Source organism: Belliella baltica DSM 15883, assembly GCF_000265405.1.
Lineage (GTDB): Bacteria > Bacteroidota > Bacteroidia > Cytophagales > Cyclobacteriaceae > Belliella > Belliella baltica.
Genome location: NC_018010.1, coordinates 2,929,615 through 2,942,623, shown reverse-complemented (window position 1 = coordinate 2,942,623; position 13,009 = coordinate 2,929,615). Strand labels below are relative to the sequence as shown.

Sequence of the window (13,009 nt, the reverse complement as noted above, 5' to 3'; positions counted from 1 at the left end):
TTTGTCTAAAGCATTAAATTCATGTTATACGACATCATCATCATAGGCGGGGGAATAGTTGGACTTGCCACAGGACTGAAACTAAAAGAGCAAAAACCTGAGCTTAAGGTCGCTATCCTCGAAAAAGAAGAAGAGCTGGCAAAGCATCAAACTGGAAATAACAGTGGCGTTATCCACTCAGGACTATATTACAAACCTGGGTCACTAAAAGCTACCAATTGTATCGCTGGATATCATCAGCTGATCCAATTCTGTGAGGAAGAAAGCATTCCTTATGAAATCACAGGGAAAGTTGTAGTCGCTACGCAAAAGGAGCAGATTCCTATTCTGAATGGATTGTATGAAAGAGGATTGCAAAATGGCCTTGAAGGAACTCGTCATATAACCTTAGACGAGCTGAAGCAATATGAACCTTATTGTGCGGGTGTAGCGGCTATTCATGTTCCACAGACCGGGATTGTTGATTATAAAAAAGTAGCTATTGCCATTGGTGAAAAGTTCAAAAGTTTGGGAGGCGAAATTTTCCTTGGTTATGAGGTCATTCGAAGTAATTCACTGAAAGCTTACTCTGTTGTAGAGACCAAAAAAATGCATTTTGATACCAAGCTGATTATCAATTGCGGCGGTCTGTATTCTGACAAAGTTGCCCAGATGAATCAGGATAAAGAATTGGATGTGAAAATAATCCCTTTCCGAGGTGAATACTACAAAATCAAAAAAGAGCGAGAATACCTTGTCAAAAACCTGATTTACCCTGTTCCAGATCCAAACTTCCCTTTCTTAGGTGTACACTTTACGAGGATGATGAAAGGTGGTGTAGAAGCTGGACCAAATGCTGTTTTGGCTTTCAAGCGGGAAGGATACAAGCGCTCGGATGTCAATTTCAAAGAATTATCTGAAACTCTCTCTTGGCCAGGTTTCCAGAAGGTGGCCGCCAAGTACTGGAAAACAGGCTTTGGAGAAATGTACAGATCTTTTTCTAAAGCTGCTTTCACAAAAGCGCTGCAAGAGTTGATCCCAGATATTCAGGAGTCAGATTTGGTGGAAGGTGGTGCTGGTGTGCGTGCCCAAGCTTGCGACAGAACAGGCGGCCTTTTGGATGATTTCAGCATCAAAGAAAATCAATATGCCATCAATGTCCTCAACGCCCCCTCGCCTGCTGCCACAAGTTCTTTATCCATTGGTCAAACAGTAAGTGAATTGGCTTTGAAGAGGTTTTAAACCTATCAAAACTCCTTTTCACCAAATTCACTCTTTACAAATCTAGCTCTGTTCTTGGCGGAATTGAGAGAAAAGGAAAGATTAAGCACGATCACATCTACTTCATAGATATAATTTGTCGTTGTGAAAAACTCCCCTGCTCTTTGGGTGGTGATTCGCGCTTGCAAATGGTCGGAAATAATCATAAACATAAAGTGTGTCCAAAGTACCCGCTCGATCTTGAAGATTGAAATCTCTATCCATTGCCTCCATTCTTAGACCTGCACCATAAGAAAGCTTATCTAGCTTTTTGTCCAACTGAAGATAAGCGGCAATCTCGCTTTTGATTTTTCGTAAGTTCAAAAGCTGGACTATTGAGTGTCTGAAAACCAATGAAACTAATTTTCAAAAAGTATTCCCCAGACAGGAGATTTTCAATCAGAAAATTCCCTGCTTCATCTGTGATACTTCCTTCTACTAGCAGGCTGTCTTGAGTTTTGTAAACAGCCACACTCGCAAATTCCAAAGGAACTTGGCTTTGAGCATCCACTACCTTTCCTCTCAATTCGGCTTGTCCATAAGTCCAAAATGGAAGAATCATAAAAATAAAAACAACCTTAAATACACGCATTTTTTCAAATTTTCGGGAAATTACTAACTCTTAGGCTTCTATAAAGTTATTTTTCTATCAGTGGTAAAAATGATAGAAAAAGCAAAACCGCATTTTTTCTCAATGTCCTATTTTTTAATCCAAATCAAAAAATGACTAAAACTTGAGGACTAAAATTTGTTTTTTCATAAAGATTTGATTATGTTCATCCTAGAGTTTTTACAGTTTATCATTTCTTTAACTTTAACTAACTTTTACAAATGGAAAACAGAATATCCATTGAGATACCCGAAGCGGATCTCGCCGCTGCCAAGGCAGCACTTGAGCAGGTGCAGTCGATTCTTGCGCCTTATGTGATAGCCCTCACTCCTGATCAGCGGAGAACACTTCCCAAGATGAGTGATGGCACGGAACCTTTCGTCGCAAAGGTAGTCGAGTACGCCAATGATGATCCACAGTTTTTGCCTCCTTTCGTGGACAAAGGGGAGTTTGACAAAGACTGGCGAGCCATTAGTGGACTACTTCCCCTCTATCGACTCTGCAATCAGATCGCTGACAACCTCAGCGACACCACCATGCTTGCGGGTTCAGAGGCCTATGTCAGCGCCCTGAGCTACTACAATTCGGTCAAGCAAGCCGCCAAGGTGAACGTGCCCGACGCCAAAGCCATCTATGAAGACCTGCGCAAGCGCTTCAATGGACAAGGCAGAAGGTCGCCAAATGCACCCGCAGAGTAAGGCAATTTGTCTATTTTGTAACACTAACCAGCCGGATTCGAAAGAGTCCGGCTTTTTTTATGAAATCAAAGGGCTAGAGAGACCTGTCAGGTTTTGAAAACCTGACAGGTCTAGTCTATTCATCAAACGAAATCTTCTTTATGAGACTTGAGTTCACCAAAAAGGTGAACTAGTTTGGCAAAAAGGGCAGTCAATTCACCTCTGAGGTGAACTAGTTCGGCAAAAAGATCAGTGAGTTCACCAAAAAGGCAAATTAGATCAGCAAATAGCTCAGTTAGTTCATCTCTGAGGCGAACTAATTGAGCAAAAAGGTGAGTGAGTTCGCCAAAAAGGTGAACTAGTTCAGCAAAAAGGTCAATGAGTTCATCTCCGAGGCGAACTCACTCACCTTCGAAGTGGAGGGGGGTACTTCCGAAGTACCCCCCTGGAGGTAAAATGTTCGACTCCGTTGGAGTCGGGAGGTGGCGGATTTTATGTCATCGATTTTCCACGGGTTTCACCCGCGGTTATTGAAAAGTTAGACCACTTCGTGGTCGGTAATTTAATAGAATGTTGATTTGCATTTCTGATCCCGAAATGCATGTCCGCCGTGGCGGAGCCCTAGGTGAAATCTAGGGAAAAGGATGAATGATGATGCGTGGCAACAACCCAGTGAGGGCCTGTCCCGATGAGCGAAGCGATTTCGGGAGGTTGAACTTATGGGAATGGGATTCCAAAAAATATAAAAGCGTAGATGCTCCCGATAGCTATCGCGGACTACGATTAGAGGTAACGGAACATCAAGGCAGTAAAGGACATCCTTTTACATGGTCTGAATTAATGGTCTGGCTTCCTTACAAATCCGATTACATCAAGATCTACTAGCTCCAAGGATATTACCATATCTTTTACCGTTTCTTTGTACTTAAGAAAATGAGGGGTAAGGATATGCGTTTGATAAGCAGCAGAATCGGCATAGATTTCCAATATGGTGATGTTGGTAGGGTCACTTTTGTCTGCTACTGCTTGATACGATAAGACACCTTGCTCCACACGGATAGCCATCTCCATTTGCTCCTTGAGTGCAGCGGTGTACTCTACTAATTTTAAGGGATCCACTTTGATTTTTGCAAAACGTACCATTTGATTATTTTCCTGTGCTAAGGCACAAGAGGTTAGTGCTAAAAACAATACGATGTTGACAAAACCAAAGCTGAGAATTTTGGTAAATCTTAAGTGTAGTTTTAATATTTGGTAACAGCTCGTCATTTCTTTTTGTTGAGTCGCAAATTTTTTAATCCCCTTCCACTATCCTAATCTCTTCCTCTGTCAAGCCATACAACTCATACACCAGGTTATCGATCTCTCGATCGAGGCGGGTGATGTCGGATTGGAGGGATTGGGCTTTGGATTTTTGTTCGTTGAAATAGGCCATCCACTCGGCTTCTTCTGCTAGACTTAACTGTACCTTGGCTTTCTTTAACTCTCCCAAGAATCCCTTGAAATCTAAGGAAGGCCAGTTTTGGAGTTTGGTGGAAAGCTTTTCAATTGGGAACTTAGCTTCCAATAATTCTATAAACCTTATTTTCAATTTGTTGAATTCTTTAGCCATTTCAATAATCTGTGAGGCAGGAGTCTCAAGGTCACTTCCTTTCCCAATTACTTTCATGTTAACTGGAAGTCTTTTACAGTTTGCGATTAATATCTTTTGAAATAGTTCTTTCTCAAGATCAAGAAAAGAATATTTATGATAAAAATTTATAAGAGTGGAATTCAAAATAGCAAGTAAAGATTTAATTTCAATAGTATTAGGCTTCGGAATAATACCAAATCCAATTTGTGTAAAGTATAATTCTTCATCAGTGTATCCAGCATATATTCTTGGAGGATTACCAGAAACAATTTGTCTAATTAAAATTCTTGGGTTAGTAAAAAACCTTTCGTCCCGTGCTGCTCCAAGCCATTCTCCATATTTTATATATTCTCCAATTTGATTCGATACATGATATCTTGTAATATTTCCTCCACTAATCAATGGTTTATAAGTATCATTAATTCTTATGTCAGAATGATAATCTCTATTTTTAATTAAATCTTCAGAGTGTCCTTTATATTTATCATAAGGAGTTATTCCTAATGTAAAATCTGCAAGAGTTTCTAACAATACTGAATTTTCTAAGGTTTTGTCAAGGATAACATTAATTTCAGGACTAATAAAAATATTAAAATTACAGGAATCATTATTCTTCCATCCCGATTTATTAAATTTTTTCAAGAAAAGATTATCGATACTATTTATTTTTAAATCCTTTGGATAAACTAATGCATTTACAACATCTGAATTAAAACCTTTTCTAAATTCAAAAATCACTGTTTCAACAATTGCATCTTCAAACACACTATCAGGAAGTTTTACAATTGTTGTCATGTCATCCATAAGCAATTTCCTGATTTTTGTATATGATGAATTAATCAAGATGGAATTGGGGTTTATAAATGATAAAAATCCTTTATCCTTTAAAAGGTAATAACCTTTTTCTATAAAAATTGAATAAAGATTGATTCTATTTTCCGCCGTTTGGTAAGTTTTAAATAAAACTTTTACAAGTTCTGGATCTAGCGCTTTTATATCTACATAAGGCGGATTACCCACCACCACATCAAAGCCTCCTTTGGCAAAGACTTTTGGGAACTGCGCTGACCAGTTGAAGGCCAAGTCTCCTGCTACTTCGGGATCATCGATCAGGGAGTTGCCTACTTTGATATTGGAATTGAGACTACTGAGTTTACGGCCTTTTTTGGCGGTGCGGAGCCATAGGGAAAGTCGGGCGATCTGTACGGATTCCTCGTTGATGTCCACGCCGAAGATGTTGTTTTCCAGAATGTGGTTTTCTACATTGGGAAGGATCAAGGGTGAATCGAAGAGTTGGGATTCCAGTTCATCCACATAGCGATGCTCTGCCATCAAAAACTCCAAGACCTGATTTAGAAAAGCTCCCGATCCACAGGCAGGATCACAAATCGTCAGCTGTAGCAGCCAGGAGCGATAGGTATCTAGCTTTTCTTTGAGTCGTTGAATTGTTTTCTTCTGCCTGCCTCTTTTGCCCTCTGCAAAATCCTCGTCTACGATTTCGAGTTCCGCTTTTTTCTCCGTGCATAGCTTCCCTAGGGTATTGTCCACGATGTATTTGGTAATGTACTTGGGTGTATAAAAAACCCCATCCCGCTTCCTCTTGGTCTTGGAACGGTCCACGACCTCACCCGCAAGTTGGGCACGGACATTTTCGATATCATTGAGGGAATGCTCGAAAATATGTCCCAGGATATTGGTATCTACCTCGGATTCAAAATCATATTCGGTCAGCTTCCGAACGTGCTTTTCAAGTACCTGATCCGAAATCTCCAGTGCATCCAAAATCGGATCAGGAGCGAAAAGCCCGCCATTGTAGGCATGTATTTCTGCCTTCCCCGGCTGAACTCTCCCCGTATTCAAGTACCCAAAATACTTTTTGAAAATCTGATACAAAGGCCTGTATTCGTCCAGATCGCAGAGTTTGTTCCAATGCGTGACTATTTCCATAATGGAATTAGGCGGAAGTAAACCCTTGTCCTCTGCAAAAAAGATAAATAGAAAACGATCCAAGAGCTTTTGACTTTTCTTGTAGAGTTCAAGTTCATCAGTGCCAGCATTCAACTTGACCATATCCTGCCAAAGCTCCTGCTTGAAGGCCGAATAATCCGCGTAGAGTTGTTTGGTGATCTGCTCCTCTACCAGTAAGGATTGTTCTTTGATCTTTTTGGGAATGCCCGAAAGCAGATTTTCCTTTTGAAGCAGCAGCCAAAAAACCTTGAATTCCTCCAGCTGCATCGCCAGGATATTGAACTCCAGGAAATCCACTGCATTGTCGATGTAGAAGCGTAATTTCTCGAAATTACTGGTGATAACATAGACGCATTCAGGCTGATTGTTTTTATAATTGAAAGCTTGATCACGGATTTTTTCCAGGTCCTTGGTATCCGTCCCCTTCAGTTCGATAACTGCCAAAGCCTTCCCGTCTTTCAAAATCGCGCCATCGGTCTTTTTAGCATCCTTGATATTCTTCAGCTCTGTGGTCAGGTCATAATCCGGGTTAGGATTGATGGTATAGCCTAGAATATTGACAAAAAGCTCTCGGAGAAAACCTTCCTGAAATTGTTCTTCTTTGGCCGCTCGTATATTTTCCCGAATCTGAGGGTGATGAAAATATTTCTGATAAGCTGTATAGGCTTCCTTGACAAGAGGTTGATCTTGTGTTGCAAGGTATTTTTTAAGAACTGAGTTTTGGAAAAAAGCCATTCAATGGGTTGATTAAAAATTTTTTGATCCTTAAAGATATTTGAATCTGTTGAAACTAAAAATTCAAATTCTGAAATTTTGGTTTGGTTTGTAGGAATTCTTTAGCTATTCAAAAACTCCAAAAACCGCATCTCTGCCCAGGTGAATTCTTGTCCTTTGACTAGGAAGCCGGTGTGACCTCCTCTTTTGGGCATTTCTAAAAAGATATGATGTGATTGCTCGGCTAACTTGATGGGATAGCAGCGGTCGTGGATCAAGGGATCGTTGAGGGCATTGATGATTAAAGTTGGGATTTGGATATGTTTCATCCAATTGTCTGCACTGACTGCCTGATAAAAATCAGCTGCATCTTTGAAGCCATGAAGCTTGGCTGTAAAATGCGTATCAAATGTATCGAAATCTTGCACTCTTTGCAGCAAGTCTAAATCTACCAATCCCGGGAATTGCTCACCTTTGAGCTGCATTTTCAACTTCAACTTACTCAAAAAGCGCTTTCTGTAAAAACCATTTCCTTTGAACGACAGCGTAGCAGCAGAATCCGTCAAGTTGCAAGGAGTGGAATAGACTGCGGCTTTTTTGATTTTTGAATTCAAGTCAGTCCCTTTTTCACCTAGGAACTTCAAGGTCTGTGCACCTCCCATACTGATGCCAGCCAAATAATATTCATCATAAACGCCTGCTGCTTCTGCGTGCTCAAATACGGTATTCAAATCATACGAAGCACCATGATGATACATAATAGGCTGCAAATTCATCTCTCCACTGCAAGTTCTGTTGTTCCAAGCCAAGGCATCAAATCCATGTTGATTGAATAATTTCGCCAATCCTTTGGCGTAATGCCGCTCAGAACTCCCTTCCAATCCATGGGAAATAATCAGCAGCTTTCTGCTTTCATTTCTCGCCCAATCCAAATCCAAAAAATCCCCATCTGGGGTGGCAATTCTTTCTCGCTTGTAAGTTACTCCTTCTATTTTCCTAAAAATACTTGGAATGATGGTTTCCAAATGTCCATTGAAAAGATGTCTTGGGGGTCTTCCGTAAGTAGAGTTTGAAATAATAGGCATAGAAAAAAGAGATTTAATACCACGAAAGTAAAAACATATCGCCTAATCAGGAATTTTTTTGTTAATTCATTGATCAAAACAAAAGCACACATGAAAATTTACCTCAGTTTTATACTTACCCTAGCAATCACTTTTAGCCTTTCAGCCCAAGATTTGGACGGCTCTATTGAGCAGTTTTATCCTCATTTGGTTAAGCTTTACAAAGAACTGCATCAAAACCCTGAGCTTTCCTTGCAGGAAAAAGAAACTTCCGCAAAGATGGCTTCAGAACTCAGGTCTTTAGGCTATGAAGTCACTGAAAATATTGGTGGCTATGGCGTAGTCGGCATGTTCAAAAATGGTCCGGGGCCTGTTCTCCTAATCAGAACAGATATGGATGCTTTGCCGATGGAGGAAAAAACGGGATTGCCGTATGCATCTACCAAAAAAGGTACTTCCAATGATGGCAAAGAAACCTTTATCACGCACTCTTGTGGACACGATATCCACATGTCTGTATTTGTCGGCACTGCCAAGATGATGATGGATTACAAAAACAGCTGGAGAGGAACTGTTCTGATGGTAGCACAACCTGCGGAAGAAAATGGTCTCGGTGCTTTCAATATGATGAAGGATGGGCTGTATGAAAAATTCCCACATCCTGATTATGCGATTGCTTTGCATGATGATCCTTTTTTACCTGCGGGAACATTGGGATATAAAGCCGGTCCATTGATGGCTGGTGTTGATATGATGAATGTGAAAATTTTTGGTGAAGGTGGACATGGTGCAGCTCCACACACGACGATTGACCCGATTGTTTTGTCTGCACAGATCATTCAAGCTTATCAAACGATCGTAAGCCGTACATTAACCCCAACGGATCCTGCTGTGGTGACTGTGGGTTCTATTCATGGTGGATCGGTTCACAATATTATTCCTGACGAAGTGATGATGCAACTGACAATCAGAACCTACTCCTTAGATGTAAGAGAAAAAATAATCAGCAGAGTCAAAGAAATCAGCGAAAATTACTCCAGAGCAGCAGGTTTGGGAGAGGATAAAATGCCGGAATATTGGATTAGAGAGCCATTTACCAAGCCTTTGATCAATGATGCAGCTTTGACTGATCAGATGGTGAATGTTTTCAAGCGAAACTTTGATGATGAAAAATTGGTAGAAGTAAAAGCCTTGATGATCGGTGAGGATTTTAGTGCTTATGGAAATCAAGAAAGACAAATTCCTATCAGCATGTTCTTCCTAGGAGCCAATGATCCTGATTTTCTCAAAGAAGCAAAGGAAAAGGGTTTAGATATTCCGGGATTACATAGTCCCTATTTCGCACCAGTCCCAGAACCTACCATCAAAACAGGGATCAAAGCGATGACGAGTTTTGCAATGGATATTTTAAAAAATCAGGAGGTGATGATGGATGGGAAAAAGTGAGGTATAGTCGACTGTCGACGGTCAACAGCGGCACCATATGTAAAATTAACTTTCTTCATAAGGTATTTGAAAATATAAAAGAGGCTGTCCGAAAAGGGCAGCCTTTTTTATGCAGCAAATTTTAGGGATTGATTTTTCGTTGGTTGATTTATGAAAAAATATTCTGTTTCGGTTTTAAAAAGGTAAATTTCGACTTCTGTAAGTCTATTTCGAACTCGCACAGAAAATTTTATATGGGTCTTGTGCTTTTTATTGTTATTTGCCACCATTTTTCTAAAATTGTGTCCAATAGCCATCAATAGAAACTCCATTTCTACTTTATCTAATCCTTTAAAGGTAAATCGATTAAATTTATTGTTGCTTTTTAGCTGTCCAAAGACGGCTTCAACTTCTATTGGGCGTTTACTGCGATGCTCGAGTCCTTTTTCACTGTTAAGGAGCTCTTTTGCTTTGGCTCTTAATTGGTTCAGTCGGTGGTTTACTTCTATTGTTCTGTTTCCTTTGGCTTGATGGCATAAACTTCTAAGTGGGCATCCACTACATCTTCTTACTTGATAATAAAACACTTGCGATTCGTATCCATTGGCCGATGTCCGTTTTCCACTTCCAATGTTCTCCATTCTTTGTCCCATTGGACACACATAAAAATCCTGTTGTATATTGTAGAACAAATTCTGGACAAGAAACGGGTTGCCCTTCATTTTTTTCTTCTGCTCTTTGTGAAAATAATTATACTTTACATAGGCTGTTATTTCTTTATTTTCGAGCATTTCGTAGTTTTCTTCACTTCCATAACCAGCATCGGCCACCACTGTTTTGCTTTGTTTTTGATACCTTTTTTCAAATTCCTCCAGATGGGATTTTAAAGTCGTAGTGTCGTTAGGTGTTTGATGGATGGTTACGTTTGTAATGAATTGATTCTCTGTGGATATCTGAGGGTTGTATGCAGGTTTTAACTGTCCGTTTTTCATATGGTCTTCCTTCATTCTCATAAAGGTAGCGTCAGGATCAGTCTTGCTATAGGAGTTTCTATTGCCTAAAACCACTAAATCTTTTTCGTATTTTTCGAGTTTTGGCAGATGTTCCTCTTGAAGTTTTTGAAGCTCTTTGGCTGTTTTTTTGTTTGGCTCTTTGAGTTTTTTATTTAGCTCAGCCAATTTCTCTTTTAACTCTTCCGAGTTTATTTTTTTTGGCAATTCTTCTTTGTTAATTTCTTGGTTATCTGATGCTATACTATTTTCGATATCGGATAAAATACTATTGATTTTTACTTCGAGTTTTTCTTTGTATTTCTCTATAGAACCGCGCCAAACAAAGGTATATTTATTGGATTTGGCTTCTATCTTTGTTCCATCGATATACTGAATATCAAGACTTATGTATTTCATTTCCACAAGCATTTTGACTACCTCGGCAAATAAATCTTTGATGTTCTCTTTTAAAATCTTTCCTCTAAAATCGTTGATAGTTCTAAAATCAGGGGTTGAGTTGCCTGAAATAAACATAAAATGAATGTTCTCGGTGAGTGCTTTTGCTATTTTTCGACAAGAATAAGTGTTGCTCAAATAACTGTAAAACAAAACCTTAAGCATCATTCTGGGATGGTAAGCCGAGGTGCCACCTCCTTTATATTTCTTAAGAATGGTATTGATATCCAATGAATTGACAACTTGATCTACTAAGCGAACAGGATGGTTTTCTGGGATTTTGTCAAAAATATTTATCGGAAAAAGTTCCGGAGTATTGATCGATTGCGATTTAAATATTACTTTAGCCATTGCTTGTTTTTTATGCAACTCTAAGATAATATTTTAGATTAAAAACAGCAAAAAAAAGGCTGTCCTTACTTTTTGGACAGCCTCCTTTTTTATTTCTTTCTGTTCAATGCCATAAAGGTAAACATCCAATTGGGAAGTGGTTTTTCAGCTTTTCTTGATTTCAAGCTATAAAACCAACCCCATTTTTCCATGATGGGAATTTTGTGCGTTTCTACAAATTCGATCAACGTGCCATCCGGATCTTCGCAATAAGAAAAATGTCCCGCGGCTTTCCCCATATCAAAACTATTGCTGCTATCAACGGTGAAAGGAAAGCCAGTTTCTGCACACTTCATCTCCAATTGCTTCATGCCTGTGACATCAAAACACACGTGGATAAAGCCTAAATCTCCCCAATCTCTATTTTCGAAAATCTTTTTGGGTTCTTTCTCTTTCAATTCGAAAAGCTCGATTTCAGTTTTGCAAAGTAATCTGCTGAATGCCCCTACTCTATTCTCTAATCTATTAATCAAGACCCTTCTGAACTTTTCTTTTCCTCCAGGAAGCTGCTTCAAATCTTCAAAGGAATCTGTTTCATCGGATTTGATTGTGGTATATCCCAAGATTCCTTGGTATAATTTCAATGCCTTGTCAATATCACGCACCCCAATCGAAACACCTGCTACACCTCCTGTATTGTCTTGATTAAGTTTAAACCAGGAAGTACTTTCAATCATTTCAAAGACATTTCCATAAGGATCTTTGACGTAGAAATGTGACCTTCCACAGGGAGATTTTTGAGGTTTGGATAAAATCTCTACCCCTTCTTTAAGAAAAAAGTCATAAGTTTTTTGAATATCTCGGGTTCTAATTTTAACAGCAAAAATCCCTAAATCACCTAAGCTCAATTCAAACTTTGGTGCAACAGGAGTTTTCTTCGTGTATTGCCAAATTTCGAAACCACCACCACCTTGCATATTCAAAGCCAAAATTGCAAAGCGCTCCTGTGCTTTTCCTGAGGTATATTTTGTCATTAGATTTGCTGTGGCGGCATCTTCAAAAACAGGTACGTCCATTTTAAAAAAATTTCTGTACCAAGCCCAAGCCTCCTTTGCATTTGCCACTCCAATTCCAACTTGTTGAATTCCCGTGACAATGGGAAGGTTTCCATTACTTTGACTCATATTCAATCAATAGATTTCTTAACGATAATTTAGCATTCTTCTAGTAAATAGATTTGAGCGAATCAGGTGATTTTTTCAAAAAATACAAAGTGAAAACAGTAAGATTGGCTAACTGAACTCTTAACCAAGAGTTGGTTTCGTATTTCCTTGCAGAGACCACTATACTTTTTGGCAAGACTTGAAACTGATGTTTTTTCCTTAATCTACCCACAAATTCAAAGTCCTCCATGATGGTATATTTTTCATCAAATCCACCAAGAGCTTCGAACACTTCTCTTTTGATAAATAGCGTCTGATCGCCTCCTCCTGCCAATATACCATTAAATTTTGTAAACCAAGCGTTCATTTTTAGCAAGACTTTATTGGAGTCAAACTGATACCTGTAGCAGCCTGCATCTATTCCATTTGTAAGTGCCTGAATTATATCATTTTCAAAATCTCGGTGTAAAGCTGTATCAGCATGGACAAAATAAAAAATTCCACCAGTGGCAATTTGGCTACCAAGGTTCATTTGTGCAGCGCGGCTTTTTACAGGTGATTGGACAACTTTTGCTCCGAGGCACTTTGCAATTAGAGTAGTATCATCAGTACTTCCACCATCTACTACAATTATTTCAAATTGATTTTCTGTTGAAATTTGAAAAATTAAAGGAATCAATTTTCTCAAATTCTCTTCCTCATTCAAAACAGGAATAATAATACTGATCATCATAAAAG

12 protein-coding genes are annotated in these 13,009 nt (G+C 39.1%); 3 read left to right on the top strand and 9 right to left on the bottom strand.

All coding sequences use genetic code 11. The features are described 5' to 3' along the window. The first annotated feature begins 21 nt into the window (after window positions 1–21). Window positions 22–1,221, top strand: a complete 1,200-nt coding sequence (gene lhgO, locus BELBA_RS13360; RefSeq protein ID WP_014773224.1) for an L-2-hydroxyglutarate oxidase — start codon at window positions 22–24, stop codon at window positions 1,219–1,221. A gap of 5 nt (window positions 1,222–1,226) precedes the next feature. Here lhgO and BELBA_RS19895 read toward each other — a convergent pair whose 3' ends face one another. The 3 genes from BELBA_RS19895 to BELBA_RS13350 are packed head-to-tail and all read right to left on the bottom strand — an operon-like array spanning window position 1,227 to window position 1,831. Continuing rightward, window positions 1,227–1,406: a hypothetical protein gene (locus BELBA_RS19895; protein ID WP_169315095.1), complete on the bottom strand. Its 180-nt coding sequence runs from the start codon at window positions 1,404–1,406 to the stop codon at window positions 1,227–1,229. Beyond that, a complete protein-coding gene (locus BELBA_RS20505) occupies window positions 1,324–1,518 on the bottom strand; it encodes a hypothetical protein (protein ID WP_157466096.1) in 195 nt (64 codons plus the stop codon). Before BELBA_RS20505 ends, BELBA_RS19895 begins: the two co-directional genes overlap by 83 nt. After that, entirely contained in the window at window positions 1,499–1,831 is a 333-nt protein-coding gene (locus tag BELBA_RS13350; RefSeq protein WP_083833707.1) for a carboxypeptidase regulatory-like domain-containing protein, read from the bottom strand. Before BELBA_RS13350 ends, BELBA_RS20505 begins: the two co-directional genes overlap by 20 nt. Before the next feature lie 239 nt (window positions 1,832–2,070). Between BELBA_RS13350 and BELBA_RS13345 the strand changes: the two genes are divergently transcribed. Then, on the top strand, window positions 2,071–2,547 hold the full coding sequence (locus BELBA_RS13345) for a hypothetical protein (protein WP_014773223.1): 477 nt from the start codon (window positions 2,071–2,073) through the stop codon (window positions 2,545–2,547). An 816-nt stretch (window positions 2,548–3,363) separates the two neighbouring features. On the opposite strand, the gene BELBA_RS13340 is transcribed toward BELBA_RS13345, so the two are convergent. From BELBA_RS13340 to BELBA_RS13330, 3 genes are all read right to left on the bottom strand, one after another. Next, window positions 3,364–3,795 (bottom strand): putative quinol monooxygenase, encoded by a 432-nt coding sequence (locus BELBA_RS13340; RefSeq protein ID WP_014773221.1) that lies wholly within the window; start codon window positions 3,793–3,795, stop codon window positions 3,364–3,366. Window positions 3,796–3,820: 25 nt separating this feature from the next. After that, window positions 3,821–6,862, bottom strand: coding sequence for an Eco57I restriction-modification methylase domain-containing protein (locus BELBA_RS13335; RefSeq protein WP_014773220.1), 3,042 nt, complete (start codon window positions 6,860–6,862; stop codon window positions 3,821–3,823). Window positions 6,863–6,963: 101 nt separating this feature from the next. Further along, the gene (locus tag BELBA_RS13330) at window positions 6,964–7,926 is read right to left on the bottom strand and encodes a YheT family hydrolase (RefSeq protein ID WP_014773219.1); all 963 of its coding nucleotides are present in this window, start codon (window positions 7,924–7,926) and stop codon (window positions 6,964–6,966) included. 90 nt (window positions 7,927–8,016) lie between these two features. Here BELBA_RS13330 and BELBA_RS13325 point away from each other — a divergent pair, with 90 nt between their 5' ends. Continuing rightward, the gene (locus BELBA_RS13325) at window positions 8,017–9,351 is read left to right on the top strand and encodes an amidohydrolase (protein WP_014773218.1); all 1,335 of its coding nucleotides are present in this window, start codon (window positions 8,017–8,019) and stop codon (window positions 9,349–9,351) included. A gap of 107 nt (window positions 9,352–9,458) precedes the next feature. On the opposite strand, the gene BELBA_RS13320 is transcribed toward BELBA_RS13325, so the two are convergent. The 3 genes from BELBA_RS13320 to BELBA_RS13310 all read right to left on the bottom strand — a co-directional run bounded on the left by BELBA_RS13320 (window position 9,459) and on the right by BELBA_RS13310 (window position 13,004). After that, the gene (locus BELBA_RS13320) at window positions 9,459–11,129 is read right to left on the bottom strand and encodes an IS1182 family transposase (RefSeq protein WP_014773217.1); all 1,671 of its coding nucleotides are present in this window, start codon (window positions 11,127–11,129) and stop codon (window positions 9,459–9,461) included. Window positions 11,130–11,218: 89 nt separating this feature from the next. Continuing rightward, window positions 11,219–12,292 (bottom strand): VOC family protein, encoded by a 1,074-nt coding sequence (locus tag BELBA_RS13315; protein WP_014773216.1) that lies wholly within the window; start codon window positions 12,290–12,292, stop codon window positions 11,219–11,221. Window positions 12,293–12,332: 40 nt separating this feature from the next. Then, a complete protein-coding gene (locus BELBA_RS13310; RefSeq protein WP_014773215.1) occupies window positions 12,333–13,004 on the bottom strand; it encodes a TIGR04283 family arsenosugar biosynthesis glycosyltransferase in 672 nt (223 codons plus the stop codon). Window positions 13,005–13,009 lie beyond the last annotated feature (5 nt).

Coding starts and splice junctions, on each gene's coding strand:
- lhgO (WP_014773224.1), top strand. CDS start 22: ATGTTATACGACATCATCATCATAGGCGGGGGAATAGTTGGACTTGCC.
- BELBA_RS19895 (WP_169315095.1), bottom strand. CDS start 1,406: ATGATTATTTCCGACCATTTGCAAGCGCGAATCACCACCCAAAGAGCA.
- BELBA_RS13350 (WP_083833707.1), bottom strand. CDS start 1,831: ATGCGTGTATTTAAGGTTGTTTTTATTTTTATGATTCTTCCATTTTGG.
- BELBA_RS13345 (WP_014773223.1), top strand. CDS start 2,071: ATGGAAAACAGAATATCCATTGAGATACCCGAAGCGGATCTCGCCGCT.
- BELBA_RS13340 (WP_014773221.1), bottom strand. CDS start 3,795: ATGACGAGCTGTTACCAAATATTAAAACTACACTTAAGATTTACCAAA.
- BELBA_RS13335 (WP_014773220.1), bottom strand. CDS start 6,862: ATGGCTTTTTTCCAAAACTCAGTTCTTAAAAAATACCTTGCAACACAA.
- BELBA_RS13330 (WP_014773219.1), bottom strand. CDS start 7,926: ATGCCTATTATTTCAAACTCTACTTACGGAAGACCCCCAAGACATCTT.
- BELBA_RS13325 (WP_014773218.1), top strand. CDS start 8,017: ATGAAAATTTACCTCAGTTTTATACTTACCCTAGCAATCACTTTTAGC.
- BELBA_RS13320 (WP_014773217.1), bottom strand. CDS start 11,129: ATGGCTAAAGTAATATTTAAATCGCAATCGATCAATACTCCGGAACTT.
- BELBA_RS13315 (WP_014773216.1), bottom strand. CDS start 12,292: ATGAGTCAAAGTAATGGAAACCTTCCCATTGTCACGGGAATTCAACAA.
- BELBA_RS13310 (WP_014773215.1), bottom strand. CDS start 13,004: ATGATGATCAGTATTATTATTCCTGTTTTGAATGAGGAAGAGAATTTG.